At 71.0% G+C, this 14,297-nt stretch carries 10 protein-coding genes and 1 pseudogene; 5 read left to right on the forward strand and 6 right to left on the reverse strand.

Annotated elements, in window-relative coordinates; translation table 11 throughout:
• Window positions 1-23 precede the first annotated feature (23 nt).
• Window positions 24-2,063 (reverse strand): serine/threonine-protein kinase, encoded by a 2,040-nt coding sequence (locus ACWD35_RS36310; RefSeq protein WP_451355628.1) that lies wholly within the window; start codon window positions 2,061-2,063, stop codon window positions 24-26.
• Window positions 2,064-2,254: 191 nt separating this feature from the next.
• Here ACWD35_RS36310 and ACWD35_RS36315 point away from each other — a divergent pair, with 191 nt between their 5' ends.
• Window positions 2,255-3,316, forward strand: a complete 1,062-nt coding sequence (locus ACWD35_RS36315; RefSeq protein ID WP_451355629.1) for a serine hydrolase domain-containing protein — start codon at window positions 2,255-2,257, stop codon at window positions 3,314-3,316.
• 65 nt (window positions 3,317-3,381) lie between these two features.
• Here ACWD35_RS36315 and ACWD35_RS36320 read toward each other — a convergent pair whose 3' ends face one another.
• Window positions 3,382-5,091, reverse strand: coding sequence for a glycerol-3-phosphate dehydrogenase/oxidase (locus ACWD35_RS36320; RefSeq protein WP_451355630.1), 1,710 nt, complete (start codon window positions 5,089-5,091; stop codon window positions 3,382-3,384).
• Window positions 5,092-5,332: 241 nt separating this feature from the next.
• On the opposite strand from ACWD35_RS36320, the pseudogene ACWD35_RS36325 reads away from it, so the two are divergent.
• From ACWD35_RS36325 to ACWD35_RS36335, 3 genes and pseudogenes are all read left to right on the forward strand, one after another.
• Window positions 5,333-6,577, forward strand: a pseudogene (locus ACWD35_RS36325) (RNA-guided endonuclease InsQ/TnpB family protein).
• Between the two features lie 188 nt (window positions 6,578-6,765).
• Entirely contained in the window at window positions 6,766-7,974 is a 1,209-nt protein-coding gene (locus tag ACWD35_RS36330) for a nucleotide sugar dehydrogenase (protein ID WP_451355631.1), read from the forward strand.
• A 168-nt stretch (window positions 7,975-8,142) separates the two neighbouring features.
• A complete protein-coding gene (locus ACWD35_RS36335) occupies window positions 8,143-8,709 on the forward strand; it encodes a hypothetical protein (RefSeq protein ID WP_451355632.1) in 567 nt (188 codons plus the stop codon).
• 128 nt (window positions 8,710-8,837) lie between these two features.
• On the opposite strand, the gene ACWD35_RS36340 is transcribed toward ACWD35_RS36335, so the two are convergent.
• From ACWD35_RS36340 to ACWD35_RS36355, 4 genes are all read right to left on the reverse strand, one after another.
• On the reverse strand, window positions 8,838-9,962 hold the full coding sequence (locus ACWD35_RS36340) for a GuaB3 family IMP dehydrogenase-related protein (protein WP_451355633.1): 1,125 nt from the start codon (window positions 9,960-9,962) through the stop codon (window positions 8,838-8,840).
• A gap of 126 nt (window positions 9,963-10,088) precedes the next feature.
• The gene (gene guaB / locus ACWD35_RS36345) at window positions 10,089-11,591 is read right to left on the reverse strand and encodes an IMP dehydrogenase (RefSeq protein ID WP_451355634.1); all 1,503 of its coding nucleotides are present in this window, start codon (window positions 11,589-11,591) and stop codon (window positions 10,089-10,091) included.
• 129 nt (window positions 11,592-11,720) lie between these two features.
• Window positions 11,721-12,308 (reverse strand): sigma-70 family RNA polymerase sigma factor, encoded by a 588-nt coding sequence (locus ACWD35_RS36350; RefSeq protein ID WP_365187680.1) that lies wholly within the window; start codon window positions 12,306-12,308, stop codon window positions 11,721-11,723.
• A gap of 647 nt (window positions 12,309-12,955) precedes the next feature.
• Window positions 12,956-13,567 carry a response regulator transcription factor gene (locus ACWD35_RS36355; protein ID WP_003948568.1) on the reverse strand — a complete coding sequence of 204 codons (612 nt, stop codon included), beginning with the start codon at window positions 13,565-13,567 and terminating at the stop codon, window positions 12,956-12,958.
• Between the two features lie 381 nt (window positions 13,568-13,948).
• Between ACWD35_RS36355 and ACWD35_RS36360 the strand changes: the two genes are divergently transcribed.
• Window positions 13,949-14,278 carry a WhiB family transcriptional regulator gene (locus ACWD35_RS36360; protein WP_451355635.1) on the forward strand — a complete coding sequence of 110 codons (330 nt, stop codon included), beginning with the start codon at window positions 13,949-13,951 and terminating at the stop codon, window positions 14,276-14,278.
• Window positions 14,279-14,297: the final 19 nt, after the last annotated feature.

Below are 14,297 nucleotides of genomic sequence, written 5' to 3' on the forward strand. Positions count from 1 at the left end.
GCCCGACCGGGCCCGCCCTCACCTCACGGCTTGGGCTGGAACGACCTCTGCAGCGTTTCCCAGGTGTCCTTGCGCAGCGCACTGTCCCAGTTCGAGGCTTTCGCGGTGTACATCAGCCCGTAGCCGAGTTGGTCGTTCACCACGAAACCCCGGTCGATGGAACGGTACTTGGTGCCGCCGTCGACATAGGTGAACTCCCAGTCGGCCGTGTTCCAGCCGCGATAGTCCACCTTCTCGATGCGGATCTTCGTGTACTGGGGGCGCACCATGTAGTGCTCCTGGGTCCTCCAGTCCGCCACCGGGTCACTCTTGGGCGTGCCGGTCCAGCCGATGAGCAGCTTCTGCCCGTCGGGCCCGGTGTAGCGGTCCCCGGCGGCGCCGGTGGACTGGTACGTCCATCCCTTGGGCAGCCCGATGGAGTAGCCCTGGCCGCCCTTGCGGGTCGACACGACCGGCGCGCTCCCGCCGCCCTTGCCCCCGGTCGAACCGGAGTTGGGCGCGGACGCGCCAGGACTCGCCTCCGAGCCGGTGCCGGCGGAGGCCGAGGCCTTGCCGTCGGCCTGCTTCCCGCCGTTCCCGCCGCCCTGGTTCTTGCCGTTGCCCTTGTCCCTCTTGGCGGAGGCACTGGCGCTCGTCGCCGCCTTGGCCCCGCCGCTGTTCTTGTCCCCCTTGCCGCCGCCGCTGAGCGCGATGGCCAGCACGGTGCCGATCACGGCCAGGACGACCACCACGGCGATGATCACCAGCGTGCGTTTGGGCACCACATCGGTGAGCGGCGCCCTCGGCACCGACCGCGGCGGCAGGTCCAGGTCCGGCGGCGGCACCACGGGCCACCCGGAACTCGGCTTGGCCGCCGCGGAGTTCCCCGCGGCACCGGCACCGGCACCGGCACCGGCCCCCGCAGAGGCCGAGCCCGCCACGCCCGCGCCACCGGAGGCCTTGCCCGCGGCGCCACCGGCACCACCGGCACCCGCGGCACCACCGGCACCCGTGGCCCCGCCGGCGCCCGGCGCGGTCGCGTCGCCCCCGCTCTTCGGCCGCGTGGCCGACGCGGCACCGGCCGCGCCCGCCGCCTTGCGGACCGAGCGCAGCGCCCCGCGCAGCTTCTCCGCCGCCTCCTCGCCCCGCTTGCCCTCGGACCCGCCGGGCTCCGCAGGCAGCGGAACCACCCGCGTGGCCTCCATCGACTCCGGCTCGGGCGCGCGGATCACCGAGTTGAACTGGGCGCGGGCGCCGGCGTCGTCGAGCCGCTTGGCCGGGTCCTTGGTGAGCAGGCCGTAGATGACGTCCCGGAGGGGGCCCGCGTTCTTGGGCTCCTCCAGGGGCTCGGTCATCACCGCGGTGAGCGTGGCGATCGCCGAGCCCTTGTCGTACGGCGGCACCCCCTCGACCGCCGCGTACAGCAGGCCGCCCAGCGACCACAGGTCGGCCGCGGGACCCGGCTTGTGCCCGCGGGCGCGCTCCGGAGAGATGTAGGAGGGGGCGCCGACGAGCATGCCGGTGGAGGTGATGGACGGGTCGCCCTCGACCTGTGCGATGCCGAAGTCGGTGAGCACGACCCGGCCGTCCTCGGCGATGAGCACGTTGGACGGCTTCACGTCCCGGTGCAGGATGCCCTCGCGGTGCGCGGAACGCAGCACGTCGAGGATGGCGAGCCCGACCTCGGCGGCACGCTTCGGCTCCAGCAGGCCGTCCTCGCGGATGGCCTCGGCGAGCGACTTGCCCTCGACCAACTCCATGACGATCCACGGCCGGTCGTCCTCGTCGACCACGTCGAAGACCGTCACCGCGCTGTTGTTGCGGATCCGGGCGATCGCCTTGGCCTCGCGCAGGGTGCGCGTGATCAGGCGCCGCTTCTCGTCCTCGTCGATGTTCGACGGGAACCGCAGCTCCTTGACGGCGACCGTCCGGCCGAGGGTCTCGTCCTCGGCGCGCCAGACCGTGCCCATGCCGCCACGGCCCAGCACGTCTCCCAGCCGGTACCGCCCGGCGAGGAGACGACCACTGCTCGCGCCCTGCCGAGTCTCCTGACGAGATGTCCCCGCCCGCTCCGCCTCCGACATGCGTCCCCTCAAACAACCCGCCCTGACAGAGCCTCCATTGTCTCTCACTCGACAAGTGGGCAACGTCCAGGGTGTCCCCGGCCGCGACGCATGGTCCGTGCACCACGGGGCAGGGTGAATGATGTGTTCCGCTTGTCGGATTGATGACCTGCGGACGAGCCCGAGCCGACCGCGCCGAGTAAGGAGCCCGGATGCCGACGCTTCGGACAGTCCTGGCCGTACCGGTGCTCCTGGCCCTGCTGCTCGCCACCACCGCGTCCGGTGCCACCACCGCGGCCGGTGCCACCTCCGCGGCCGGCGCCACGGAGACGGTCCTGCCGCTGCTCACCGGCCGGGGCAAGGCGCCCGCGGCGGCCCTGCTGGCCTTCTCCGGCACCCGCTCCCGCTACGCGGCGGCCGGCCACGGCATCGCCCGCGCCGACCACTTCCGCGCCGGCAGCGTCACCAAGACCTTCATCGCGACGGTCGTCCTGCAACTGGCCTCGCTGCACGGGCTCTCCCTGTCCGATCCGGTGGAGCGGTACCTGCCCGGACTACTCCGCGGGCACGGCACCGACGGCCGGCGCATCACCCTGCGCGCTCTGCTCACCCACACCAGCGGGCTCCCGGACTTCGCCCAGGGCACCCGGGGCATCGTCCCCCTGACCCCGCTTCAGGCCGTACGCATCGCACTCGCCCTCCCTCCGGCCCGCGCGGGCCGCTTCTCCTACTCCAGCACCAACTACGTCCTGCTCGGACTGGTCATCCACCGGGTCACCGGCCGCTCGTACGCCGACGAGGCCCGGCGCCGCATCATCACTCCCCTCCGTCTGACAGGCACCTCCTTCCCGGGCGCCCGCACCACGCTGCCCTCGCCGCACGGCCGCGCCTTCTCCGCCGACGGCTCCGACGTCACCCGACTCGACCCACGGGTGGCCGGGGCCGCGGGCGAGCTGGTGACCACGCTGGCCGACATGGACCGCTTCTACGCGGCCCTGCTGGGCGGCCGGCTGCTGCCCCCGCACTGGCTGCGCGAGATGCTCGACACCCGTGCCGCACACGGCCTGTACGGCATGGGGATCTTTCCGACAAGGCTCCCGTGCGGCATCACGGTGTGGGGGCACAACGGCCGGATATCCGGCAGCTACGTGCGCACCGCAGCCACCGTCGACGGCCGGCGTGTCCTCACCTTCCGCGTGAACACGGACGCGATCGCAGACCCCCGGCTCGAACCGGCCCTGCTCGCCGCCGAGTTCTGCCCTCGCACTTGGTAGAACGGCCGGGACCCGGACAGAGATCCCGGCCGGGGACACTCGTTCGGGTGATATCCGGCGCCGGGTCAGGTGAGCGGAACGATGTCCGGCGCCCCCAGCCGCGCCGCGTCCGCGGTCAGGTCGTCCGGCTGGAGCTGCGACTCCCGCTCGGCCTCCACACGCTTCTCGTAGTGCTCGACCTCGCGCTCGACCTGGTCCTTGTCCCAGCCGAGGACGGGTGCCATCAGCTCGGCGGCCTCGCGGGCGCTGCGAGTACCCCGGTCGAAGGTCTCGATGGAGATGCGGGTGCGGCGGGTGAGGACGTCGTCCAGGTGCCGGGCGCCCTCGTGCGAGGCGGCGTACACCACCTCGGCGCGCAGATAGTCCTCGGCGCCGGTCAGCGGCTCGCCGAGGGCGGGGTCGGCGGCGATGAGGTCCAGGATCTCCTCGGCCATCGAGCCGTAGCGGTGCAGCAGGTGTTCCACGCGGACCACGTGCAGTCCGGTGCGGGCGGCGATCCGCGCTCGCGCGTTCCACATGGCCCGGTAGCCCTCCGCACCGAGCAGCGGGATCTCCTCGGTCACGCACTCGGCGACACGCATGTCGAGGCCGTGCACCGCCTCGTCGACGGCGTCCTTGGCCATGACCCGGTAGGTCGTGTACTTGCCGCCCGCCACGACCACCAGGCCCGGCGCGGGATGCGCCACGGTGTGCTCGCGGGACAGCTTGCTGGTGGCGTCGGACTCGCCGGCCAGCAGCGGACGCAGACCGGCGTACACGCCTTCCACGTCGTCGCGGCTCAGCGGCACGGCGAGCACCGAGTTGACGTGTTCCAGCAGGTAGTCGATGTCCGCGCTGGACGCGGCCGGGTGGGCCTTGTCGAGGTCCCAGTCGGTGTCGGTGGTGCCGATGATCCAGTGCCGGCCCCACGGGATGACGAACAGGACGGACTTCTCGGTGCGCAGGATCAGACCGGTGGTGGAGTGGATGCGGTCCTTCGGCACGACCAGGTGGATGCCCTTGGAGGCGCGGACGTGGAACTGGCCGCGCTCCCCCACCATGGCCTGCGTGTCGTCGGTCCACACCCCGGTGGCGTTGACGATCTGCTTGGCGTGGATCTCGTACTCCCCGCCGCCCTCCACGTCCTGCACCCGGGCGCCGACGACCCGCTCGCCCTCGCGCAGAAAGCCCGTCACGCGCGCGCGGTTGGCGACTTTCGCGCCGTACGCGGCGGCCGTGCGCGCCAGGGTGGCCACGAAGCGGGCGTCGTCCATCTGGGCGTCGTAGTACTGCAGGGCGCCGACCAGGGCGTCCTTCCTCAGACAGGGGGCGATGCGCAGGGCGTGACGGCGGGTCAGGTGGCGGTGCAGGGGCAGCCCCCGGCCGTGCCCGCGGGCCATGGACATCGCGTCGTACAGGGCCACGCCCGAGCCGGCGTACAGCCGCTCCCAGCCCTTGTGCTGCAACGGGTACAGGAACGGCACCGGTCTGACCAGGTGCGGGGCGAGCCGCTCCAGGAGCAGGCCGCGCTCCTTCAGGGCCTCGCGGACGAGCGCGAAGTCGAGCATCTCCAGATAGCGCAGGCCGCCGTGGATGAGCTTGCTGGACCGGCTGGAGGTGCCGGACGCCCAGTCGCGGGCCTCGATCAGTCCGGTGGACAGGCCGCGTGTGACGGCGTCCAGTGCCGTACCCGCGCCGACGACCCCGCCGCCGACCACCAGTACGTCCAGCTCGCGCTCGGCCATCGCCGCCAGTGCCTCGGCGCGCTGCTCCGGCCCCAGTGTCGCTGTCCTCACCGCTGCCTCCCGCTGTCGCAGATCGCTCGCGTCGGCCGCACCCGGTGGGCGAAGCCCGGTTCATCCCCTCCTCATGCCCAAATTCTGACCGGCTTGCCCGACTTCAGCAGCTTCTTGCGAAGACCCCCCGAGTTTCAGCACTGGACGAGATCGCATCCTTGTGGTGACAGGGTTCATCCGATCGAGTGACGAGCAGGGAACGTTCAGCGGGACATCGAACAGGTGCATACGTTCGGTAATCGTGAAGCTGGCGGTGCAGGTCAGGCTGCTTCCGACGCCTGAGCAGGCGGCGGCACTGGAGGCGACGCTGCGCGCGTGCAACGAGGCCGCCAGCTGGGCGAGCGAGGTTGCCTTCGAGAAGGATGCAAAGAGGAACTTCGCGCTGCGCGAGCACACCTACAGCAAGATCAAGGCGCAGTGAGGGCTGGGCGCACAGGCTGCCCAGCATGCGATCAAGAAGACCTGCGACGCGTACGCCACCCTGAAGGCGAATCTGAAGGCCGGGAACCTGGGCAGGCCTGGCTCGAAGCGGTACCGGCGAGCCTCGGAGAAGCCGATCGTGTTCCGGCCGAAGGGTGCGCAGCCGTACGACGACCGGATGCTGTCCTGGCAGATCGCCGAGCGCCGGGTGTCGATCCGGACCGTTCGCGGGCGGGTGAAGGACGTGGCGTTCCCTGCCTCCCCCGAGCAGCTTGCCACCCTGGCGCTGCACCGCAAGGGCGAGTCCGACCTGGTGAGCCGGGACGGGATGTGGTTTCTGCTGGCCACCTGCGAGGTGCCAGAAGCGCCGCCGAACACGGATCCGGCGGACTTCCTCGGCATCGACCTGGGCATCGTCAACATCGCCACCACCAGCGACGGCGAGATCATGGCCGGGCGCGAGTTGAACCGGGTCCGGCTGCGGGAACGAAGGCTGCGCACCAAGCTGCAGAAGAAGAACACCCCGTCCGCCAAACGCCGCATGAAGAAGCGCAGACGCAAGGAGGCTCGGCGGGCCAAGGACATCAACCACAAGATCGCGAAACACGTGGTGGCCGAGGCAGAACGCACCGGTCGCGGCATCGCCCTGGAAGACCTCACAGGCATCCGCGAACGGGTACGGCTTCGCAAGCCCCAACGGGCCACCCTCCACAGCTGGGGATTTCACCAGCTGGGGGCGTTCATCGCATACAAGGCCCGCCGGGCGGGGGTGCCGGTGGTGTACATCGATCCGGCGTACACCTCGCGCACCTGCGCCGAGTGCGGCCACATCGACAAAGCGAACCGGGTCTCGCAGGCCTGGTTCGCGTGCCGGTCCTGTGGATTCGTTGATCACGCTGATCGGAACAGCTCCCGCAACATCCGCGCCAGAGCGTGGGAGTTGTGGCGACGCGGGGCCGCGTCAACGGCCCCTGCCCCACCACCCGTGCACACGCGCCGGAACGGGGCTGGACGCAAACGCAGCGCCACAGCCAGTGACGCCCGTTGTGCAAGCCCATCGCCTTAGCGACGGACAGTTGACCCACCACGCGCTTCCAACCTGTGGACAACTCGCGCGCATCCCCCGGAAGACACACGAACGCAATCCCACATAAGGGTCATATTTACTCCTAGTGTGACAGTGCGCTCGCTCGTCTTGTCCACAGCGGTTGCGCACCTGTCCCGCTTCGGTTATTGGGAAGGACGGCCCACGCCATGCCCGCAGACCTCGCCGTCATCGGACTCGGCCCCTACGGTTTGCCGCTCGCCCAGGCCGCCGTGGCCGCGGGCATCCCCACCATCGGCTACGCCACCGGTCCCGAGGCGGGCTCGCTCAGCCCCGCCGAGCTGCGCCGGATGCACGCCACGGGGTTCCGGCCGGCCACCGATCCCGCCCAGCTCGGGCGGGTGCGCACGGCGGTGATCTGCGCGCCGACCCCGCGCGGCGCCGACGGCGGGCTAGACCTCGGCCAGGTGGAGGCGGCGGCCCGCACGCTCGCCGAACGGCTCCGCCCGCACACCACCGTGATCCTGGAGTCGCCTGTGGTCCCCGGGACGACCGAGGAGTTCCTGCGCCCCCTGCTGGAGAAGGGTTCCGGACTGCGCGCGGGGCGCGACTTCCACCTCGCCTACTCGCCCAGCCGCGTCGACCCCGGCAACCGCGAGCACACCCCGGCCAACACCCCCAAGGTCATCGGCGGCCTCACCCCGGCCTGCACCGAATCGGCAGCCGCCTTCTACGGGCGGCTCACCGACAAGGTCGTCCGCGCGCGCGGGCTGCGCGAGGCGGAGGCCGTGCAGCTGCTGGAGACCAACTACCGGCACGTCAACATCGCGCTCGTCAACGAGATGGCCGTCCTGTGCCATGAGTTGGGCGTCGACCTGTGGGACGTCGTCCGCTGCGCGGAGACCAAGCCGTTCGGGTTCCAGGCGTTCCGGCCCGGCCCGGGCGTCGGCGGGCCCGCCGTCCCGCAGGACCTGACCGGCCACGCGGGCCGCACCCTGCGCATGGTGGAACTGGCCCAGCAGGTCAACAACCGCATGCCCCGGTACGTCGTCCAGCGCGCCGCGGCCCTCCTCAACGAGCACGGCAAGTCGGCCCGCGGGGCGCGCGTACTGCTGCTCGGCGTCACCTACAAGGCCGACCTCGCCGACCAGCAGGGCACCCCGGCGCACGAGATCGCCGTACGGCTGATGGAACTGGGCGCCTCCGTCAGTTACCACGACCCGTATGTGCCCGCGTGGAGCGTCCTGGAGCGGCCGGTCCCGCGCGCGGACTCGCTGTACGAAGCTGCCGCCGCCGCGGACCTCACGATCCTGGTCCAGCAGCACCGCACGTACGACCTCCAGGGGCTGTCGGTGAAGGCGCAGTTGCTGCTGGACACCCGGGGAGCGACGCCGACGGGGGCGGCGCACCGGCTGTAGCTTCGGTCCCGAGTGGATCTCGAGGCGGTCTCAAGCGGAAAACGCCGGGGGCGCTGTCGTCCCCGGCTGTTAGTCTCCCCCGGGCTCTTCACACACGCGCATGTGCGCGTCAGCCACCTTCTTCGTCCAGTTCATCCAGTTGTGCCACAACACGGGGGATTTCCTGTCATGAGCCAGTCATACCCGCCGCAGCAGCCGCAGCAGCCGCAGTACGGTCCGGCGGACGGCAACCCGTACGGCCAGCAGCCCCCGGCCGGCGCCCCGGGCGCCCCCGGAGCGCCGTACGCGCCGCAGCCGGGCGCGTTCGCTCCGCCGGTGCCGCCCGCGCCGGGCCGGGACAACCTGGTCGTCGGCCTGCTCGCCGCCGTGGCCGCCGCCCTGGTCGTGGGCGGCCTGTACGGCGTGATCATCGGCCTCACCAAGCACGAGATCGGCTGGGCCGCGGTCGGCGTCGGCTTCGTCATCGGTCTCGCCGCGGGCAAGGCGGGTGGCCGCAACCCCGTCGTCCCGATCGCCGCCGCCCTGCTCGCGGTCGGCTCGGTCTACCTCGGCCAGCTCGTCGGCGAGGCCATGATCATCGCCAAGCTGGTGCACGTGGGCTTCTCCGAGGTGTTCTTCGACCACCTCGACATCGTCCAGAAGGCCTGGAAGGAGGACGCGGACCCGCTGACCTTCGTGTTCATCGCCATCGCCGCGTTCGCCGCGTTCTCGGGCACCAAGAAGGCCGCGGCCTGACCGTGCCCTTCGGCCTGTGCGGGGCCGTCCTGGTCCTGGCCGGCGTGACCGAGCTCTGATCCGGCAGCACGAAAAGGGCGGCCCGTCCACCTCACGTGGACGGGCCGCCCTCTTTGGCGTCGTACGGGTCAGCGACGGTGCTGGCTGTCCGCGACCGTCACCTCGACGCGCTGGAACTCCTTCAGCTCGCTGTAGCCGGTGGTGGCCATGGCGCGGCGCAGGGCGCCGAAGACGTTCATCGAGCCGTCGGGGGTGTGGGACGGGCCGGTGAGGATCTCCTCGATCGTGCCGACCGTGCCGAGGTCGACCTTCTTGCCGCGGGGCAGCTCCTCGTTGACCGCCTCCATGCCCCAGTGGTGGCCCTTGCCGGGCGCGTCCGTGCCACGGGCCAGCGGGGAGCCCATCATCACCGCGTCGGCGCCGCAGGCGATCGCCTTGGGCAGGTCGCCGGACCAGCCGACGCCGCCGTCCGCGATCACGTGGACGTACCGGCCGCCGGACTCGTCCATGTAGTCGCGGCGGGCGGCGGCCACGTCGGCGACCGCGGTGGCCATCGGGACCTGGATGCCGAGCACGTTGCGCGTGGTGTGCGCGGCGCCGCCGCCGAAGCCGACCAGGACGCCGGCCGCGCCGGTGCGCATCAGGTGCAGGGCGGCGGTGTACGTGGCGCAGCCGCCGACGATCACCGGGACGTCCAGCTCGTAGATGAACTGCTTCAGGTTCAGCGGCTCGTGCGAGGACGAGACGTGCTCCGCCGAGACCGTCGTACCGCGGATGACGAAGATGTCCACGCCCGCGTCCACGACCGCCTTGGAGAACTGCGCGGTGCGCTGCGGGGAGAGCGCCGCCGCCGTGACCACGCCGGAGTCGCGCACCTCCTTGATGCGCGCGCCGATCAGCTCCTCCTTGATGGGGGCCGCGTAGATCTCCTGCAGGCGGCGGGTCGCCTGCTCGTCGGGCAGCTCGGCAATCTCGTCCAGCAACGGCTGCGGGTCCTCGTACCGCGTCCACAGGCCCTCGAGGTTGAGCACGCCGAGGCCGCCCAGCTCGCCGATGCGGATCGCGGTGGCCGGGGAGACGACCGAGTCCATGGGGGCGGCCAGGAAGGGCAGCTCGAAGCGGTAGGCGTCGATCTGCCAGGCGATCGAGACCTCCTTCGGGTCCCGCGTACGGCGGCTGGGGACGACGGCGATGTCGTCGAAGGCGTACGCCCGCCGCCCGCGCTTGCCGCGCCCGATCTCGATCTCAGTCACGATGGTGGCCTTTCCGTTTGCGTTGCAGCGCCTTCCAGTATCGCCGACGGGTAAGACAACGGCGGCCCCGGAGGTTCCGGGGCCGCCGTCGATCACGCCTTGAAGGGCTTCACGCGCGCGTGTGCGTCACTTCCTGCTGTAGTTCGGCGCCTCGACCGTCATCTGGATGTCGTGCGGGTGGCTCTCCTTGAGGCCCGCCGAGGTGATGCGCACGAACCGGCCCTTGGACTCCATCTCCTCGATGGTGGCGGCGCCCACGTAGCCCATGGTCTGGCGCAGGCCGCCGACAAGCTGGTGCAGCACGTTGGACAGCGGGCCGCGGTAGGGCACCTGGCCCTCGACGCCCTCGGGCACGAGCTTCTCGTCCGAGGTCACCTCGGCCTGGAAGTAGCGGTCCTTCGAGTACGACTTGCCCTGGCCGCGGGACTGCATGGCGCCCAGCGAGCCCATGCCGCGGTACGACTTGAACTGCTTGCCGTTGATGAAGAGCAGCTCGCCGGGCGACTCCTCACAGCCGGCGAGGAGGCTGCCCAGCATGACCGTGTCCGCACCGGCGGCGAGCGCCTTGCCGATGTCGCCGGAGTACTGCAGACCGCCGTCGCCGATCAGCGGGATGCCCGCCGGGCGGGCGGCGAGCGATGCCTCGTAGATGGCGGTGACCTGCGGGACGCCGATGCCGGCGACCACGCGGGTGGTGCAGATCGAGCCGGGTCCGACACCGACCTTGATGCCGTCGACACCGGCGTCGATGAGCGCCTGGGCGCCGTCGCGGGTGGCGACGTTGCCGCCGATCACGTCGACGTTCACGCTGGACTTGATCTTCGACATCCAGCTGAGGGCGTTGCTGTTGTGGCCGTGCGAGGTGTCGACGACCAGGAAGTCCACACCGGCCGCGGCGAGCGCCTGGGCGCGCTCCAGCGCCTCGGGGCTGGCACCGACGGCGGCACCGACGATCAGCCGGCCCTCGGAGTCCTTGGCGGCGTTCGGGTACTGCTCGGCCTTGACGAAGTCCTTGACCGTGATCAGGCCCTTGAGGACGCCCGCGTCATCGACCAGCGGAAGCTTCTCGATCTTGTGCTGGCGCAGCAGCTCCATGGCCTCGGGCCCGGAGATGCCGACCTTGCCGGTGACCAGCGGCATCGGGGTCATGACCTCGCGCACCTGGCGCGTGCGGTCGCTCTCGAAGGCCATGTCACGGTTGGTGACGATGCCGAGCAGCTTGCCGGCCGGGTCGGTGACCGGGACGCCGCTGATGCGGAACTTGGCGCACAGGGCGTCCGCCTCGGCGAGCGTGGCCTCCGGGTGCACCGTGATCGGGTCGGTGACCATGCCCGACTCGGACCGCTTCACCAGGTCGACCTGGTTGACCTGGTCCTCGACGGAGAGGTTGCGGTGCAGCACGCCGACGCCGCCCAGGCGGGCCATCGCGATCGCCATGCGGGACTCGGTCACCTTGTCCATCGCCGCGGACAGCAGCGGGATGTTGACCCGGACATTGCGGGAGATGCGGGACGAGGTGTCGACCGCGTTGGGCAGCACCTCGGATGCGCCCGGCAGCAGCAGCACGTCGTCGTAGGTCAGCCCGAGTGTCGCGAATTTTCCGGGCACTCCGTCGACGTTGGCAGTCATGACACCTTCCCCAAATGGCCTTGATCGGTGCGGATGTCCATGCTAACGGGAAGCGTGGCCAGCAAATTCCACGGTTCGAGATCGCCTTCGGCTTCGTATGTTCGTACGAAACTGTTGCCGCGCCTGTTCTTACTGCTCGGCCAGCGCCCGCAGCCGGCTCAGGGCGCGGTGCTGGGCGACCCGGACCGCCCCGGGTGACATTCCCAACATCTGCCCGGTCTCCTCCGCGGTCAAGCCCACGGCGATACGCAGCAGCAGCAGTTCGCGCTGGTTCTCCGGGAGGTTGGCCAGCAGCTTCTTGGCCCACTCGGCATCGCTGCTGAGCAGGGCGCGCTCCTCGGGGCCGAGGGAGTCGTCGGGCCGCTCCGGCATCTCGTCGGACGGCACCGCCGTGGAGCCCGGGTGCCGCATCGCGGCGCGCTGGAGGTCGGCGACCTTGTGGGAGGCGATGGCGAAGACGAACGCCTCGAAGGGGCGGCCGGTGTCGCGGTAGCGCGGCAGGGCGAGCAGGACGGCTACGCAGACCTCCTGGGCGAGGTCCTCCACGAAGTGGCGCGCGTCCCCGGGGAGCCGGGACAGCCGGGTGCGGCAGTAGCGCAGCGCCAGCGGGTGGACGTGCGCGAGCAGATCGTGCGTGGCCTGCGCGTCCCCGTCGACGGCACGGTGCACCAGGGCACCGATCGCCCCCTGGGCCGTGCCCGCCTCGTCGTCGCGCATCGGTCCATGGTGCCCTGCGGCCGTCCGGTCCGTCGCAACGTGCTCTTGGTTGTGCACCGAAGCGTTATGAGCAGGTGCGCCGGCACTCATCTCCTGCGCCCTCCCCTTCCGCTCGACCGACTCGTCCCCGAGAGACTCCACATCTCAAGGATGCGGCATCCGCGGCGAAACGAGCATCGGCCGTCCGACGGGCAGCCCGCATCCCGCGCTCCGGGAAGGGGCCACGGGACGGCAACTGGCGGGTCCGCACCCCGGGATGATGGGCAACGCGGCAGGTCAGAGAAGCGGCCGGAAATTCCGCGAGCAGAGCCGGGGATCCCGCGAATGCGGCCGGGAATCCCGTGCGAACAGCCGGGGATCCCGTGGCAGACGCACCCTCCGCTCACGGTCCGCGCAAGGTGAGCCGCCCCGCGGCCCCGCTCACCCCTCGCATCCGGGGCCGCAGCACAGAGCGACATCCGCCGACGCGCCCCCGGGGCGCGGCCGGAGAGACCGGCTCCCGGTCGACCCGCCCGGGCGGTGGGAGCGCGCCCGACGTCAGGAGCGCGCCCGGCGCACGGAGTGTTCCGGTGTCGGCCGGCCCCGCCCGCGGCGTGGCAGGCGGGGGAATCCGGTCGGCGGACCGCTGCCCCGCCGTGGCGCACTTCCTACCGGACCAGTCCCCAGCGGAAGCCGAGCGCCACCGCGTGGGCCCGGTCCGAGGCGCCGAGCTTCTTGAACAGACGGCGGGCGTGCGTCTTGACGGTGTCCTCGGAGAGGAACAGCTCCCGGCCGATCTCGGCGTTGGAGCGGCCGTGGCTCATGCCCTCCAGCACCTGGATCTCGCGCGCGGTGAGCGTGGGCGCGGCGCCCATCTCCGCCGAGCGCAGGCGGCGCGGGGCGAGCCGCCAGGTCGGGTCGGCGAGGGCCTGCGTCACCGTGGCGCGCAGCTCCGCGCGCGAGGCGTCCTTGTGCAGGTAGCCCCGGGCGCCGGCGGCGACCGCGAGGGCCACGCCGTCGAGGTCCTCGGCGACGGTGAGCATGATGATGCGCGCGCCCGGATCGGCGGACAGCAGCCGGCGCACGGTCTCGACGCCGCCCAGGCCGGGCATGCGTACGTCCATCAGGATCAGGTCGGAGCGGTCGGCGCCCCAGCGGCGGAGGACTTCCTCGCCGTTGGCCGCCGTGGTCACGCGCTCGACGCCGGGCACGGTCGCCACCGCGCGGCGCAGCGCCTCTCGGGCAAGCGGGGAGTCGTCGCAGACGAGGACGGATGTCATGACCGCCCTCCGCAGCTGATGCGCGTCACCTTGAGCCTCCAGGCTGGTACGGAATCGTCACCTGTGCGGTCGACCGTCTCGGACGCCTGCCCGAGCGCTTGTTTTTTCAACCGCCTCCGCACTCTCAACGACGGTCACTCGAAAGAGTTACGGGGCCGCACGCCGTCTTCGGCACTCTACGTGAGGGAGCCAACACGATGCAGACATGCCCGACGGACCCTCAACTTTTCATCACAACCTATGCCCCATTTAGCCGATTTTCTTCCCGTTTCGCAGTGTCCGGGGCTAGATTCGCAATGAGTCATATTTTCATCTCCTTAGACCGGAGATGTACGGTCGATGGCACCGTATCCGCCCAGAACGGCTACAAGGGGTCACGTAATGGCAGATTTCTCCCGCCTTCCCGGACCGAACGCGGACCTGTGGGACTGGCAGTTGCTCGCTGCCTGCCGCGGGGTGGACAGCTCGCTCTTCTTCCACCCGGAGGGCGAGCGCGGGGCGGCTCGGAGCGCTCGTGAGAACTCGGCCAAAGAGGTCTGCATGAGGTGCCCGGTCCGTGCGGAGTGCGCCGCGCACGCGCTGGCGGTGCGTGAGCCGTACGGCGTGTGGGGCGGCCTGACCGAGGACGAGCGCGAAGAGTTGATGGGACGGGCCCGAAACCGCCTGGTGTCGGCTTCGACCACCAGCGGGGAGACAGCCCCGAACGCCTGAAGGAACGTTTCTTCAATCC

The sequence above is a fragment of the Streptomyces sp. NPDC002671 genome (assembly GCF_053592475.1).

What these genes read in the sequence shown, in the direction of transcription:
- ACWD35_RS36310 (WP_451355628.1), bottom strand. Translation starts at nt 2,063, where the DNA reads ATGTCGGAGGCGGAGCGGGCGGGGACATCTCGTCAGGAGACTCGGCAG.
- ACWD35_RS36315 (WP_451355629.1), top strand. Translation starts at nt 2,255, where the DNA reads ATGCCGACGCTTCGGACAGTCCTGGCCGTACCGGTGCTCCTGGCCCTG.
- ACWD35_RS36330 (WP_451355631.1), top strand. Translation starts at nt 6,766, where the DNA reads ATGCCCGCAGACCTCGCCGTCATCGGACTCGGCCCCTACGGTTTGCCG.
- ACWD35_RS36335 (WP_451355632.1), top strand. Translation starts at nt 8,143, where the DNA reads ATGAGCCAGTCATACCCGCCGCAGCAGCCGCAGCAGCCGCAGTACGGT.
- guaB (WP_451355634.1), bottom strand. Translation starts at nt 11,591, where the DNA reads ATGACTGCCAACGTCGACGGAGTGCCCGGAAAATTCGCGACACTCGGG.
- ACWD35_RS36350 (WP_365187680.1), bottom strand. Translation starts at nt 12,308, where the DNA reads ATGCGCGACGACGAGGCGGGCACGGCCCAGGGGGCGATCGGTGCCCTG.
- ACWD35_RS36355 (WP_003948568.1), bottom strand. Translation starts at nt 13,567, where the DNA reads ATGACATCCGTCCTCGTCTGCGACGACTCCCCGCTTGCCCGAGAGGCG.
- ACWD35_RS36360 (WP_451355635.1), top strand. Translation starts at nt 13,949, where the DNA reads ATGGCAGATTTCTCCCGCCTTCCCGGACCGAACGCGGACCTGTGGGAC.